General features: G+C 64.5%; 12 protein-coding genes. 6 read left to right on the forward strand and 6 right to left on the reverse strand.

Translation table 11 applies throughout. The features are described from left to right. Window positions 1–67: 67 nt before the first annotated feature. The 4 genes from HGK27_RS17005 to HGK27_RS17020 all read right to left on the reverse strand — a co-directional run bounded on the left by HGK27_RS17005 (window position 68) and on the right by HGK27_RS17020 (window position 5,575). Window positions 68–1,294: a dicarboxylate/amino acid:cation symporter gene (locus HGK27_RS17005; RefSeq protein WP_206242063.1), complete on the reverse strand. Its 1,227-nt coding sequence runs from the start codon at window positions 1,292–1,294 to the stop codon at window positions 68–70. Between the two features lie 355 nt (window positions 1,295–1,649). Continuing rightward, complete coding sequence (locus tag HGK27_RS17010; RefSeq protein ID WP_206242065.1) at window positions 1,650–3,824, reverse strand: GumC family protein; 2,175 nt, start codon at window positions 3,822–3,824, stop codon at window positions 1,650–1,652. A 25-nt stretch (window positions 3,825–3,849) separates the two neighbouring features. Continuing rightward, window positions 3,850–4,608, reverse strand: a complete 759-nt coding sequence (locus HGK27_RS17015; RefSeq protein WP_206242066.1) for a polysaccharide biosynthesis/export family protein — start codon at window positions 4,606–4,608, stop codon at window positions 3,850–3,852. A 223-nt stretch (window positions 4,609–4,831) separates the two neighbouring features. Then, window positions 4,832–5,575 carry a metallophosphoesterase family protein gene (locus HGK27_RS17020; protein WP_206242068.1) on the reverse strand — a complete coding sequence of 248 codons (744 nt, stop codon included), beginning with the start codon at window positions 5,573–5,575 and terminating at the stop codon, window positions 4,832–4,834. A gap of 236 nt (window positions 5,576–5,811) precedes the next feature. Here HGK27_RS17020 and HGK27_RS17025 point away from each other — a divergent pair, with 236 nt between their 5' ends. From HGK27_RS17025 to HGK27_RS17050, 6 genes are all read left to right on the forward strand, one after another. Then, the gene (locus HGK27_RS17025; protein ID WP_206242070.1) at window positions 5,812–6,384 is read left to right on the forward strand and encodes a glycosyltransferase family protein; all 573 of its coding nucleotides are present in this window, start codon (window positions 5,812–5,814) and stop codon (window positions 6,382–6,384) included. Then, window positions 6,381–6,911 (forward strand): glycosyltransferase, encoded by a 531-nt coding sequence (locus HGK27_RS17030; RefSeq protein ID WP_206242072.1) that lies wholly within the window; start codon window positions 6,381–6,383, stop codon window positions 6,909–6,911. The genes HGK27_RS17025 and HGK27_RS17030 overlap by 4 nt, the downstream gene beginning before the upstream one ends. A gap of 135 nt (window positions 6,912–7,046) precedes the next feature. Beyond that, a complete protein-coding gene (locus HGK27_RS17035; protein ID WP_206242074.1) occupies window positions 7,047–7,526 on the forward strand; it encodes a hypothetical protein in 480 nt (159 codons plus the stop codon). Then, on the forward strand, window positions 7,523–7,822 hold the full coding sequence (locus HGK27_RS17040; protein WP_206242076.1) for a hypothetical protein: 300 nt from the start codon (window positions 7,523–7,525) through the stop codon (window positions 7,820–7,822). Before HGK27_RS17035 ends, HGK27_RS17040 begins: the two co-directional genes overlap by 4 nt. 28 nt (window positions 7,823–7,850) lie before the next feature. Then, the gene (locus HGK27_RS17045; RefSeq protein WP_206242078.1) at window positions 7,851–9,725 is read left to right on the forward strand and encodes an HAD-IIIC family phosphatase; all 1,875 of its coding nucleotides are present in this window, start codon (window positions 7,851–7,853) and stop codon (window positions 9,723–9,725) included. Window positions 9,726–9,874: 149 nt separating this feature from the next. Next, the gene (locus HGK27_RS17050; RefSeq protein WP_206242080.1) at window positions 9,875–10,180 is read left to right on the forward strand and encodes a hypothetical protein; all 306 of its coding nucleotides are present in this window, start codon (window positions 9,875–9,877) and stop codon (window positions 10,178–10,180) included. A 66-nt stretch (window positions 10,181–10,246) separates the two neighbouring features. Here HGK27_RS17050 and acnA read toward each other — a convergent pair whose 3' ends face one another. Together acnA and HGK27_RS17060 are read right to left on the reverse strand one after the other, a co-directional pair. After that, entirely contained in the window at window positions 10,247–12,919 is a 2,673-nt protein-coding gene (acnA, locus tag HGK27_RS17055) for an aconitate hydratase AcnA (protein ID WP_206242082.1), read from the reverse strand. 21 nt (window positions 12,920–12,940) lie between these two features. After that, on the reverse strand, window positions 12,941–13,135 hold the full coding sequence (locus HGK27_RS17060; RefSeq protein ID WP_206242084.1) for a hypothetical protein: 195 nt from the start codon (window positions 13,133–13,135) through the stop codon (window positions 12,941–12,943). Window positions 13,136–13,151: the final 16 nt, after the last annotated feature.

Consider the following 13,151-nt stretch of genomic DNA (forward strand, 5'->3'; position numbering starts at 1 on the left):
AATCTCTTTAGCCTGAAGTGCGGCGCAGCCTAGCGGCGAAATATGGCAGATTGGCGCAGCAAGACCATTACGCCTTTCGCCGCATCAGCCTTGCCACCAGCGTGGCAGCGGTGAGGTCTCCGGTCACCGTGGAGGCGGTGATGATCGGATCGGGCAGAGCGATCACCGCGATATAGAGCGGCATGATTGCCAGCGGCGCGCCCAGCACCTGCAGGCCCGGCGCATAGAAAGCATAGATCACCGCCGCCCCCGGCAGGCCACCCGCCGTCATCGAGCCCAGCACCACCGCCACGCCCGCCAGCATCAGTTGCGTCAGCGTCGGTTCGATCCCCGCCGCATGCGCCGCCACCAGCACGGCGGGAATGGCATTGGCCACCGTGCCCATGCGGAACACCGACACCGCCATGGGGATCACCAGACCCGCCACATCCTCGGGCAGGCGCAGCTTTTCCAGCGCCACCTCCAGCATCACCGGCGTCGAGGCCATTGACGACGACGTGCCCGCCGCCATCGCCTGCGCCGGGGCCACGGCGGCGGCAAAGCGGCTCAGCCTCTCGGCACCAAGCACCGCCACCAGCAGATAGCACACCAGCGCCATCACCACGCTGTTACCAAGGCACAGCGCCACGAAGATCGCCAGCATCCGCGCCACCGCGAGGCCGGAGGTCGTCGCCAGACCCAGCGCCAGAATGAAGATGCCGATGGGCGCGGCCACCAGCACCCAGTCGACGATCACCATCATCGCCTGCGCCACCTGACCCAGCGTGGCGGGCAAGGTGGACGCCTTCCCCTGCCCGTCCTTCAGCCGCGCAATCGCCAGCCCGAAAGCCAACGCAAAGATCACCAGCGGAAAGATCTGCCCATTGGCCGCCGCCGCCACCGGATTGTCCGGAATGATCGCCAGCAACTGCTCGGCAAAGGAGGGCAGCTTCTGCCCCGGCGTATCCGCCAGCCCCGCCAGAGCATGCGGCGGCACCGGCCAGAGATGCAGCACCGTCTCGGTGGTGATGGTGCAGATCACCGCCGTCAGCCCCAGCAGCGCCACGAACACCGCCAGCGTCGTGCCGATCAACCGCCCGCCGCGACCACCCGCCACCGCATCCGCCGCGCCATGCGCCACCATCGCGAAGACCAGCGGGATCAACGTCATCTGCAAGGCGCGCACCCACATCTGCCCCAAAGGCTGGATCGCGCTGACCCCCGCCAGCAGGCTTTCGTGGCCATAGGCGCGGATCGCCAGACCCACGGCAAGGCCCAGCACAAGGGACAGCAGAATCGATTGGGTACGCGTCATGAAAGCTTCCGGAAAATCACGAAGCGATGGCGTTTAGGCCGAGTGGATCGGTAGGGGAAGGGGAAGTAAGGTTTTTAGGGGCAGGAAGAAAAGAGAAGATGCGAGGGGGTTACCCCCTCGCGCTCCCATGACGTCTTCCGACGAAAGGGCAGCAGCACCCGATCCCCGCGCCCAGCCTCTCCACATGCGCGATGCAGAGCGCCGCAGGCAGTCAAGTGTATGAACGATGAGCTGTGCTGGCGGCTTTCAAGCCTGCGGCGCGGCAATCTGGGCGCAACACCGAACCCTATACGCAACGTAGACAAACCCGGGAGCGCGAGGGTGTAACACCCTCGCATTTCCCTTCTAAACCTTCTTATTCGCCGTAACTGTAACCGTAAGCATAGCCGTGCGTCCCACTGGCCGTGCGCGCATCATACTTGCTGACGATCGCCCCCAGCACATGCCCGCCCGAGCGCTGCAAGCGCTGCAACGACTGCCGCATCGCCTTGATCTGCGCCGAACCTGCCTCCAGCACGAAAATCGTCGCCTGCGCCGCCGAAGTCAGCTCCAAAGTGTCCGCCAAAGACAGCACGGGCGGCGAGTCCATCACCACCAGATCGTAGCTGGCCCGCAAGCCTTCCAGCAACTCGCGCAGCACCGGGCCGGAGAACAGGTTGGCTGGATCGGGCGGAATGGGACCGGTAGGCAGGAAGCTCAGGTTTTCGATGCGCGTGGTCACCACCGCCTGACCGATCTCCATCTGCCGTGCCAGCACCGTGGAGAAACCGTCCTCGGCATTGTCCACATCCAGCAGACGATGCAGCGTCGGGCGCCGCAAGTCGGCGTCGATCAGCAGCACGCGCTTGCCCAGCAGGGCGAAATCGCGCGCCAGGGCGAAGCTGCTGGTCGATTTGCCTTCGGAGGGGCGGTTGCTGGTCAGCAGGATCGAGGCCGGCGTCCCCGCGCGGGAGGACAGTTCGATGGCCGTGCGGATCGCATGATAGGCCTCGGCAATGTCCGATTTGGGGCTGAGCAGCGTGGTCAGCGGCTCGCCGGTGGGGTCGATCGGCACCGCGCCCAGCAGGGGCAGGCCCAGCCTTGTTTCCACATCGCGCGGATCGGTGATCGTGTTGCTCATGCGCGAGCGCAGCAGCACCGCCATGGCGGCCACCGCCACCGCGCCGCCCAGCGCCACCGCCATGTTCAGCATGGCACGCGGCGAGGTCGGCTTGCGCGGCGGCTCGGCCACATCGACCTGCGTGATGTTGTTGACCGCCACGCCCGAGGCCGCGCTGACCTCCTTGTAGCGCTGCAGCAGGCTGTCATAGAGCTGGCGGTTGGTGTCCACCTCGCGCTTGAGGATGTTGTAGCGCACGCTGCGATCCTGTTCGGAGAGCGTGGCACTCTTCAGCCCGTTCACAGCGGACTGGATCGCTTCATCCTGACGCACCGCCACCAGATACTGGTTCTGGATCGAGCCGCGGATCGATTCCGCAAGGATGCGGGCTTCCTTGTCCAGCTCTTCAAGTTCGGTGGTGGCCTGAATCACCGTGGGGTGATCGGGCTTGAGGCGCGCGCGCAACTCTTCCAGTTTTGAGGAAAGTTGCGCCCGATTTTGCAGCAATTGCTGCACAGCATTGTTGCTCAGCACCTCGGGCAGCTGCATCAGCGGGGTGTTGCTGGCCTGGCGCCAGCGCTCCTCGGCCTGAAGGCGATCGGCCTTGGCGGTGGCCTGGCGCTGGTTCAGCTCAACGAGATTGGCCGTCACCAGCGATTGCGGGCCCTGCGGCTGGCCCACCGGCACGGCGGCGCCGGTGCTGGCATCGATCAGCCCGGCGGTGCGCGAATAGGTGATCAGCGTGCGTTCGGAGTCCTCCAGACGGCTCTTGGCCACGCCCAGCTGGTTGCTCAGGAAATCGAGCGAATAGCTGGAGGCGGAGAATTTGCGCTGGATGTTGCCCTTGATGAATTCGGCCACGAAGGTGTTGGAAATCTGCGCCGCCAGCACCGGATCGCGGCTCTTGAACATCACGCCTACCACGCGCGAGTTGTGCGGCAGATCCACGATCAGATTGCGCTGCAGCGTATCGATCACGCGGTCTTCGCGCTCGCCCGGCTCAAGGTTGCTGGGGGCGTGGCCGGTGGTGCGCTTGAGGAAAGCATCGCTGGCGGACAGGCCCAGCGTATCGGAGACGCGCTTGGCCATCGCCCGGCTGTTGAGAATATCCACCTGCGTCTGCAGGAAACGGTCGGCATCCTGCGTGCTGGTCTGCGGATCGGTGTCCTCGGTCGCCAGCACCTTGCGGACCTGCTGGTCGATCTGCACGCTGCCCCGCGCGGTGTAGATGCGCGGCATGAACACTACCGAGGCCACGCCCAGCATCAGCCCCAGCGCCAGAATCAGCACAATCAGGCGCCGGTTGAGCACCAAAGTCAGCCGCAAGGCCTCGAAATCGAGCAGGTCATTGTCATGCTCGACCGCGCTCACCCCATGGGTGTCGGCGGCGTGATGATGGTGGTCCCCGTGAACGGCCTGCTGGGCATTCATCCGCTGTATGCTCCGTTCAAGAGGGTCAGAATTGCGCGAAGACGTTGAGAAGAGGCGCCGCCCGCAACAGATCGTGCCAGACCTGCTTGCCGGTCGAATGGCCCACGATGATCACGTCGCGCGGCAGCAGCTGAGGGTCCTTGTCCTCGCCCCGGCGGATATGGCTGATGTCGAAGACCGCGCCGGTGCGCTTGCCGTTCTGGATGCGGATGATGGCCACCTGACGATAGGCGGCATTCTCCGTCTCGCCCTTGGCCAGAGCGATGGCATCCAGCAGGGTGGTGGCGCCATGGATCGGATAGATCCCCGGCTCGGTCACCTGCCCTTCCACCGTAACGCGCTGCGAGACCGAACTGGCCACCGAGACCGTCACCTGCGGATTGACATAGTAACGCTCACCCAATTGGTGAGCCACGAAATCGGCCAGCTCCACCGAGGTTTTGCCCGCGGCATGCACCCGCCCGATCAGCGGCATGGCGATATCACCCGCCGCATCGACCGGAATGCCCTTGGCCGAGATATCGGCTTCCTGAAACACGGTGACATCGACCGAATCGAGCGGCCCGATGCGGTATTCCGGCACGCTGCCATCGTCATCGGGCGCCGGAATGACCTTATAGGCCCCCGGCCCCTGCGCCAGCGGCGAATGGCCGAAAGAGCCGGAACACCCCGTCAGTGACATGGCCGCCAACACAGCGGTGACCGCCCCCAGCAGGATCATCCTGCCTGTGACACGTCCACTCCATCCTTCCCCCGTATCCGAGGCTTCCTGAATCTGTGTCACGATCAAGCCTCAATGGTCAGAGGACATCTGTGTTAGCAGTTGCACCATAATTTTACGTAGTGTCAATTCACCAGCCCGGGCGTGAAGAGACGAATTGCCGCACCTGCGAGATGGTCAGAGTCATGCCGCGATTTCGCTCTGTTAAAAAGCAACCAGATCGGAGAATTCGCCCTCCCCTTCTCCAGAGGCTGACAGCTTGGGGCGGGAGGGACAGGACAGCGTCCTAGCCAACCTGCAGCACCTCGCGCCGGTCACCTTCCAGATAGAGCGCGGTCAGCACGCCGGTGGCATAGGCGCCGGTATCGATGCCGATGCGGTTGGCATGCATGTCCACCTGCGGATGAATGCTGTGGCCATGCACGATCACCGCGCCATGGCCGGACTGATCGGTGAGGAAGTCATCGCGAATCCACAGCAGATCCTCACGCTTCTGCCGCTTGAGCGGTACGCCGGGGCGCACGCCGGCATGGCAGAAGAAATAGTCGCCCGAATGCGCCGTCAGCGGCAGGCGGCGCAACCATGAGGCCAGTTGCATCGGCAAGGCCCGCCGGATCGCGGTGAGGCAGTCGTCCAGATCATCGTCCGGACCGGGCACGGCCACGCCCATGCTTTCCAGAGTCTGCGCGCCGCCGAAGGTCAGCCAGCTGCGCAGGGCGCGCTGGTCACCCTCCAGCACCTTGAGCAGCACTTCCTCATGATTGCCCAGCAGCACGATCATGCCGGGCATCCGCCGCTGCGCCTGCGCCAGATAGTCCAGCACCTTCAGACTGTCCGGCCCGCGGTCGATCAGATCGCCCAGAAAGATGATGTGCAGGCCCTGGGTGGGCGGCAGATCGGCATGATGCTGCGCGATTTTCTCCATCAGCGCCTGCATCAGATCGAAACGCCCATGCACATCGCCCACCGCATAGATGCGATCGCCCGCATCGGTGGAGGGGAGAGAAGATTTGCGCCGGGGCAGAATCATAGAGCATTTTTTCCTGATCAATCGGCCATCATGATGGCCGTGCTGCATTGCGGGATCAACCGCCCAAAAATGATACGCCGCACTGCAAAAACAAATGGCCGCATCTGCGACAAATCCGTTTGCAAGTCGCCGCCGCCTTCGACTAGGCTACCTCTTAGGGGCATATGCTGCGGTGGTTCTACGGATACCCCTGCAGCAATGTGCGACGATCTTCTCGGACTTTGCAATAGGTTGAGGTGGATGGAACCCGGGAACAGGATCGTCTGGACTGGAGCACGCACACGGTGACGGCCCCGCAGCATTTCCCTTCAGATCGCCCCCTTTCAGATCGGCAGCTGCCCGACCGGCAGGCGCCTGATCGAAAGCGTGTGGCGCTGATCGCCTCTTCGGGCGGCCACTGGATCGAGCTGACACGGCTCTCGCCCGCCGTGCAGCATCTCGACTGTCTGTTCATCAGCACCACCCATGGGCTGACAGCGCCTTTCGGCACCCGCCCCGTGGCCCAGATCATGGATGGATCGCGCGATACGCCCTGGCTGCTGGTCCGCTCGATCGGCGGTATCGTGAAGACATTGCGCGATTTTCGCCCCGATGTGGTGATCACCACCGGCGCGGCGCCGGGCGCGGTGGCGCTGCTGATCGGCAAGATGCTGGGCGCCGTCACCATCTGGACCGACAGCGTGGCCAACAGCGAGGAACTCTCGCTCAGCGGCAAATTCGCCCGGGGCTTTGCCGATCTGCGCCTGACGCAATGGGAGCATCTGGCCTGCCCGCAGCAACAGATCAGCTATCTGGGCCGCGTTCTGTGATCCTGCTCTCGGTTGGCACCCAGCTGCCCTTCGATCGCCTGGTCACCGCGGTGGACCGCTGGGCGGCGCAGCATCGCGAGCAGGAGGTGATCGCCCAGATCGGCCCCTCGCGCTATGTGCCCACCGCGATGAAGAGCGAGACCTTCATCGATCCCGCCCGCTTTCGCGCGCTGCAGGCACAGGCCTCGCTGATGATCTCGCATGCCGGAATCGGTTCGATCATCAATGCGATGGAGCTGGGCAAGCCGATCATCATCCTGGCCCGCGACCACAAGCGGGGCGAGCATCGCAACGGCCATCAGATCGCCACGGTGCAGCGTTTCAGCCATCTGCCCGGCGTCCATGTCGCGCGCGATCCGGAGCATCTGCTGGCGCTGCTCGACCGGATCGACACGCTTGCCCCCTGCCAACCCCCGCCCGAGCAGGAGGCGCAAGCCCTGATCGCGGGGGTGCGCGACTATGTCGAAACCGCGCAGCCGCTGCCGCTCTGGCGCATTGTGGCAAGGGCCCTGCGCGGTGCGGCGTGATCGCGGCGCGCCCCCTTTTTCGCAGCCCGCAGCCGGGCCTGTCCGGCCTGTGCTGCACCGCAACATCTTCTTAACCTTCCGCACGCCATCAACAGCCCGAAAGGCACGATCTCGGTTTGAAGGAACAGATCCTGCATGACGACTGATCGCATCGAACCTGTCACGCCTCAGCTGCCGCAAGCGCAGCCTCTGTCGCTGTTCTGGCGGTGGTATGGGCGGCTGATCGATGTTCTGTCGCTGACCGGGCTGGCCGGGATGATCGGCACCACGCTCTACTGCCTTGAGATCCGCTCGCATTACGAAAGGTCTTACACGCTGGCCCTGCTGATCGCGGTGTTGGGGCTGATCGTGATGCTGATCGCCTGGGCGCAGCAGGTGATCGCGGCGCGCGATCTGGCCTCATGGCGCGACATGATCGAGTGGCAGATCCGCGCCGCCCATCGCAAGATCGCCCTGCGCGGCGACGAGGCCGAGCTGCAGGACCATTATTTCGAGCGGCTGATCGACACGCTGATCATGGATATGCGCTTTGGCGGGAACGGCATGTCTGTTCAGGAGGTCCCTGTCGAGGAGACCCCGGCCGATAAAGCTCCTGCCGATCTGGGCGCGCGATGAACCCGCTGCCCTCCAACCAGCTGGGCGAGAACTGGGCGCGTTTCCTCGCGCATTGGATCGCGTCATGCTTCGGCTTTATGCTCAACCGGCTGCTGCCGCTGGTGCTGGAGTGGCCCGCCCCCGCCGAGCATGCGATCTTTCCGCGCTGGTGGGTGCTGCTGGGTTCGGCAGGGCTCGCCTCGCTGGTGACGGTGGTGTTCAACGCCAACCTGCCTGTCACCTCGCGCGAGCTGATGAAAAGCGCGGCGATGGGCTTTGCGATCAGCGCCATCACCCAGATGTTCGGGTTGATCTGATGCCATTTGCTAACTGAGGCCCCCCGCCATGGTGACACAGAGTTTCGAACTGGGCCTGCCCTGGCTGCCCACTGCGCCGCAGGATCTGCGCCAGCAGATGCGCGCCCTGCCGGAAGCCGAGCATCCCGGTGCCGAGGTGCAGCGACTGGCCGGCTATGCGCTGAACGCCAACCAGCTTGACCGGCTGGCCAAGGTGATGGCCGAGTTGCGCGGACAGGGCCGTTCCTTGGCGCCGCTGACGCCGTTCAAACTGGGGGTTCTGGGCACGGGCACGCTCGATCTGCTGGCGGTGCAGCTGGTGGGCAGCGCCGCGCGCCATGGTGTCGATCTGGAGTGTGTGACAGCGCCTTTCGGCCAGATCGCCCAGCAGGCCTTCGATCCGTCTTCGGCCATCAATGCAGCAGGCTGCGATGCGGTGCTGCTGGCACTGGACCATCGCGATCTGCCGCTTACCGGTGAAAGCGGTGTGGAGGAGTCGCTCGCTCTGCTGCGCGGCCTGCGTCAGGCTTTGCGCAACAACGGTAAGGCGCTCTCCATCGTGCAGACCTTGGCCGAGCCGCCCGAACCGCTCTTCGGCCATTTCGACGCCCGCTGGCCGGGCAGCCTGCGCGCCAAAATCCGCGCCTTCAATCAGGCCCTGATCGAGGATCTGGCAGCCAGCCCCGATCTGCTGCTCGATGTGGCGTCGATGGCGGGCACGGTGGGCACGGGCAACTGGTTCAGCCCCGGCGAGTGGCATCTGGCCAAGCTGCCCGTCGCCATGGCCTGCCTGCCCTTCTACGCCGATCATGTCGGGCGGCTGCTGGGCGCGCTGCGCGGCAAAGCGCGGCGCGTGCTGGTGCTCGATCTCGACAACACGCTGTGGAGCGGGATCATCGGTGACGACGGCATGGGCGGCATCAGGCTGGGCCAGGGCGATCCGGTGGGCGAGGCGCATCTGGCGCTGCAGCAGCAGGCGCTGGCGCTGCATGGGCGCGGCATCGTGCTGGCGGTCTGCTCGAAGAATGAGGAGGCCACTGCCCGGCAGGTCTTCCGCGAGCACCCCGATATGGTGCTGCGCGAGGAGCATATCGCCGTCTTTCAGGCCAATTGGGTGGATAAGGCCGCCAATCTGCGCGCCATTGCCGAGGAACTCTCGCTGGGCCTCTCCTCCTTCGTCTTCGTAGACGACAATCCGGCGGAGCGCGCCATCATCCGCCAGCGCCTGCCCGAGGTGGCCGTCCCCGAACTGCCCGAAGATCCGGCGCTCTACACGCGCGTGCTGGCGCTGGCGGGCTATTTCGAGGCCACCGGCTTTTCGGCGGAAGATGCCGCGCGCACCGGCTTCTATCAGGACAACGCCCGCCGCGCCAAGCTGCTGGAGGCCAGCGACGATCTGGACTCCTACCTCGCCTCACTGGAGATGGAGATCCGCTTCGCTCCCTTCGACGCGATGGGGCGCGAGCGCATCGTCCAGCTCATCAACAAGAGCAACCAGTTCAACCTGACCACCCGCCGCTACACCGAGGTGGAGATCGCCGCCATCGAGCAACGCAGCGAAGGCACCACGCTGCAGGTTCGCCTCGCCGACCGCTTCGGGGACAATGGCATGATCAGCACGCTGGTCCTCACCCCCTCCGCGCCGGACACATGGCACATCGATCTCTGGCTGATGAGCTGCCGCGTGCTGGGCCGCCGCGTGGAGGATGCGGTGCTGAACGAGATCAGCCGCCTCGCGCGCGAACAGGGCGTGCTCTGGCTGGAAGGCACCTATCGCCCCACCGACCGCAACATGATGGTGCGCGACCATTACGCCAGGCTGGGCTTCGAAAGACTGGGCGAAGAGGCGGATGGCACCACCCGCTGGCGCTGGTCTACTGCAAAGACGCGCCCCGAGCCGCCGATGCAGGTCTCGCACGGCTAAGAGTCAGTCAGGACAGGCGCAAAAGCGCATGTTCGGCGCACCCCCGGCGCAATCCACCGCGCCGATCCGGCGGGCCAAACGCTTGCAACTTGCGGGCCCCCAACCCTTCGCCCATGCTCAGCATGCCTCTCCCTCTTTCAGGACGCTCCATGACCGACGCGCAGCTCTATGCCTTGATCGGCCTTGCCATCCGCACCCTGCTGACGGTGATGATCCTGACATGGCTGATCGAGATGGTGGCCTTCCGCCGCCTGCGCCCTGCCCTGCGCGCCACGATCACCGTCACGCTGGCATGGCTGATCTCTGCTGCCACCACCGGCCCATGGCGCGACTGGGGCCATCGCTATGACCCACACGCGCTGATCACCTATCTGCCCGCCGCCGCGATCATCTGGTTCTTCTATCTGCGCAGCCTGACGAAGGCTTACGGCAACGATCCGGACCACGCCGAATAAGCCCCATAACAAAAGGGCGCCCCCTTGCGGGGACGCCCTCCTGATTTGCAACGCTGATCGAAAGGATCAGCCGGCCAGCTTGCGCAGCACGTACTGCAGGATGCCGCCGTTGTTGAAGTACTCGACCTCATTGGCGGTATCGATGCGGCACAGCGCCGTGAAGGTGAAGCTGGTGCCATCGGGGCGCTTCACGGTCACCACCACGTCCTGACGGGGCTTGATGGTGGCCAGGCCTTCGATGGTAAAGCTGTCGTCGCCGGTCAGGCCCAGGCTCTGGCGGGTGTCGCCATCCTTGAACTGCAGCGGCAGCACGCCCATGCCGACCAGGTTCGAACGGTGGATACGCTCGAAGCTTTCCACGATCACCACGCGCACGCCCAGCAGGTTGGTGCCCTTGGCGGCCCAGTCACGGCTCGAACCGGTGCCATATTCCTTGCCCGCGATCACGACCAGCGGCGTACCGTCAGCCTTGTGCTTCTGGGCCACGTCGTAAACGGCGCCAGTTTCCGTGCCATAGCGCGAGAAGCCGCCCTCGATGCCGGGGACCATCTCGTTCTTGATGCGGATGTTGGCGAAGGTGCCGCGCATCATCACTTCATGGTGGCCACGGCGCGCGCCGTAGCTGTTGAAGTCGGCCTTGGCGACCTGATGGGCCTGCAGCCATTCACCGGCAGGGCTGTCGGCCTTGATGTTGCCAGCAGGGCTGATGTGATCGGTGGTGATCGAATCGCCCAGGATCAGCAGCGGCTTGGCCTCGATGATGTCGGTCACGGGGGCCGGGGTCATCGTCATGCCCTCGAAGTAGGGCGGGTTGGCAACATAGGTCGAACCGGCGCGCCAGCCGTAGGTTTCCGAACCCGTGACGTTGATCGCCTGCCAGTGCTTGTCGCCCTTGTAGACGTCGGCATAGCGGGCCTGGAACATGGCGCGGTCCATGCAGCCCGACATGGTCGTGTAGACCTCGTCATTGGTGGGCCAGATGTCCTTGAGGAACACGTCCTTGCCCTCGGTCGACGTGCCGATCGGGGTGGTGGTGAAGTCCTCGATCACCGTGCCCTTCAGGGCATAGGCGACGACCAGCGGCGGCGAGGCCAGGAAGTTGGCGCGCACGTCGGGCGAGACGCGGCCCTCGAAGTTGCGGTTGCCCGAGATGACGGCGGCGGCAACCAGACCGTTCTCGTTGATCGCCTTGCTGATCGGCTCGGCCAGCGGGCCGGAGTTGCCGATGCAGGTGGTGCAGCCGTAACCGACGAGGTTGAAGCCTATGTTGTCGAGGTGCGACTGAAGGCCGGCACGCTCCAGATAGTCGGTGACGACCTGCGAGCCGGGAGCCAGCGAGGTCTTGACCCAGGGCTTGGGCTTCAGGCCCAGCTCATCGGCCTTCTTGGCGACCAGACCGGCGGCGACCAGAACCGAGGGGTTGCTGGTGTTGGTGCAGCTGGTGATGGCGGCAATGGTCACGTCGCCGTCGCCGATGTCGAAGTCCTTGCCTTCGACCGGAACGCGGGTCTGGGCCTTCTTGTAGACGTTCGCCATGTCGGCGTTGAACACATCGTCCACGTCGGGCAGCGACACGCGGTCCTGCGGGCGCTTGGGACCGGCGAGCGAGGGCACCACAGTGCCCAGATCCAGCTCCAGCGTGGAGGAGAAGATCGGCTCGACAGCGGGGTCGATCCAGAAGCCCTGCTCCTTGGCATAGGCTTCGACCAGAGCGATCTGGTCTTCCTCACGGCCGGTCAGGCGCATGTAGTCCAGCGTCTTCTCGTCGATGCCGAAGAAGCCGCAGGTGGCGCCATATTCCGGAGCCATATTGGCCAGCGTGGCGCGGTCGGCCAGCGTCAGGCCGGCGAGGCCCGGGCCGTAATACTCGACGAAGCGGCCCACCACGCCATGCTTGCGCAGCATGTTGGTGGCGGTCAGCACGAGATCGGTGGCGGTGACGCCTTCCTTCAGCTCGCCGGTGAACTTGAAGCCGACGACCTCGGGGATCAGCATCGAGACGGGCTGGCCCAGCATCGCGGCCTCGGCCTCGATGCCGCCGACGCCCCAGCCCAGCACGCCAAGGCCATTGACCATGGTGGTGTGGCTGTCGGTGCCGACGCAGGTGTCGGGATAGGCGACCAGCGTGCCGTCCTGATCCTTGCTGGTCCACACCGCCTGAGCGATGTTCTCAAGGTTCACCTGGTGGCAGATGCCGGTGCCGGGGGGCACGGCGTAGAAGTTGTTGAGCGACTTGGAGCCCCACTTGAGGAAGTCATAACGCTCGAAATTGCGCTGATACTCGATCTCGACGTTCTGCTCGAAGGCCTTGGGCGTGCCGAACTCGTCGACCATCACCGAGTGATCGATCACCAGGTTCACGGGAACCAGCGGGTTGATCTTGCTGGTGTCACCGCCCAGCTTGGCGATGGCATCGCGCATGGCGGCCAGATCGACCACGCAAGGCACGCCGGTGAAGTCCTGAAGCAGCACGCGCGCCGGGCGGTACTGGATCTCGTTCTGCGATTCGGTGGGGTTCTTCTGCCAATCGGCAACCGCCTGAATGTCGGCGGTGGAGACGGTGAAACCGCCGTCCTCGAAGCGGAGGAGATTTTCCAGCAGCACCTTCATGCTGAAGGGCAGGCGGCTGATGTCGCCAATGTGGCTGGCGGCCTTCTTCAGCGAATAATATGCCACCTCGCGACCGGCAACATTCAGAGTGCTGCGGGTTTTCAGAGCGTCCTGTCCGACCTGAGTCATGCGGCGTGTTTCCCTCGGCTGTCACCAGACCGCAAAAGGCCGCCGCGCTTCGGGGATCAATCCCGTCCGCGCCATGCTGCTTTGCGGAAAAGGTGCATTGATGTTGGGAAGCCCCTGCGCGCTTGCAGCGAACTCGTCAAGTATGCCGAAGGTAGGGTGGTCGGTAAAATTTACCGATAGAACCCCTGCGTTTTTGATACTGACTTTCAACAGCAATTCAAGTCCTGAATTG

Source organism: Novosphingobium terrae, assembly GCF_017163935.1.
GTDB lineage: Bacteria > Pseudomonadota > Alphaproteobacteria > Sphingomonadales > Sphingomonadaceae > Novosphingobium > Novosphingobium terrae.

Coding starts and splice junctions, on each gene's coding strand:
- HGK27_RS17040 (WP_206242076.1), top strand. CDS start 7,523: ATGAACCCGCTGCCCTCCAACCAGCTGGGCGAGAACTGGGCGCGTTTC.
- acnA (WP_206242082.1), bottom strand. CDS start 12,919: ATGACTCAGGTCGGACAGGACGCTCTGAAAACCCGCAGCACTCTGAAT.
- HGK27_RS17035 (WP_206242074.1), top strand. CDS start 7,047: ATGACGACTGATCGCATCGAACCTGTCACGCCTCAGCTGCCGCAAGCG.
- HGK27_RS17050 (WP_206242080.1), top strand. CDS start 9,875: ATGACCGACGCGCAGCTCTATGCCTTGATCGGCCTTGCCATCCGCACC.
- HGK27_RS17045 (WP_206242078.1), top strand. CDS start 7,851: ATGGTGACACAGAGTTTCGAACTGGGCCTGCCCTGGCTGCCCACTGCG.
- HGK27_RS17005 (WP_206242063.1), bottom strand. CDS start 1,294: ATGACGCGTACCCAATCGATTCTGCTGTCCCTTGTGCTGGGCCTTGCC.
- HGK27_RS17010 (WP_206242065.1), bottom strand. CDS start 3,824: ATGAATGCCCAGCAGGCCGTTCACGGGGACCACCATCATCACGCCGCC.
- HGK27_RS17020 (WP_206242068.1), bottom strand. CDS start 5,575: ATGATTCTGCCCCGGCGCAAATCTTCTCTCCCCTCCACCGATGCGGGC.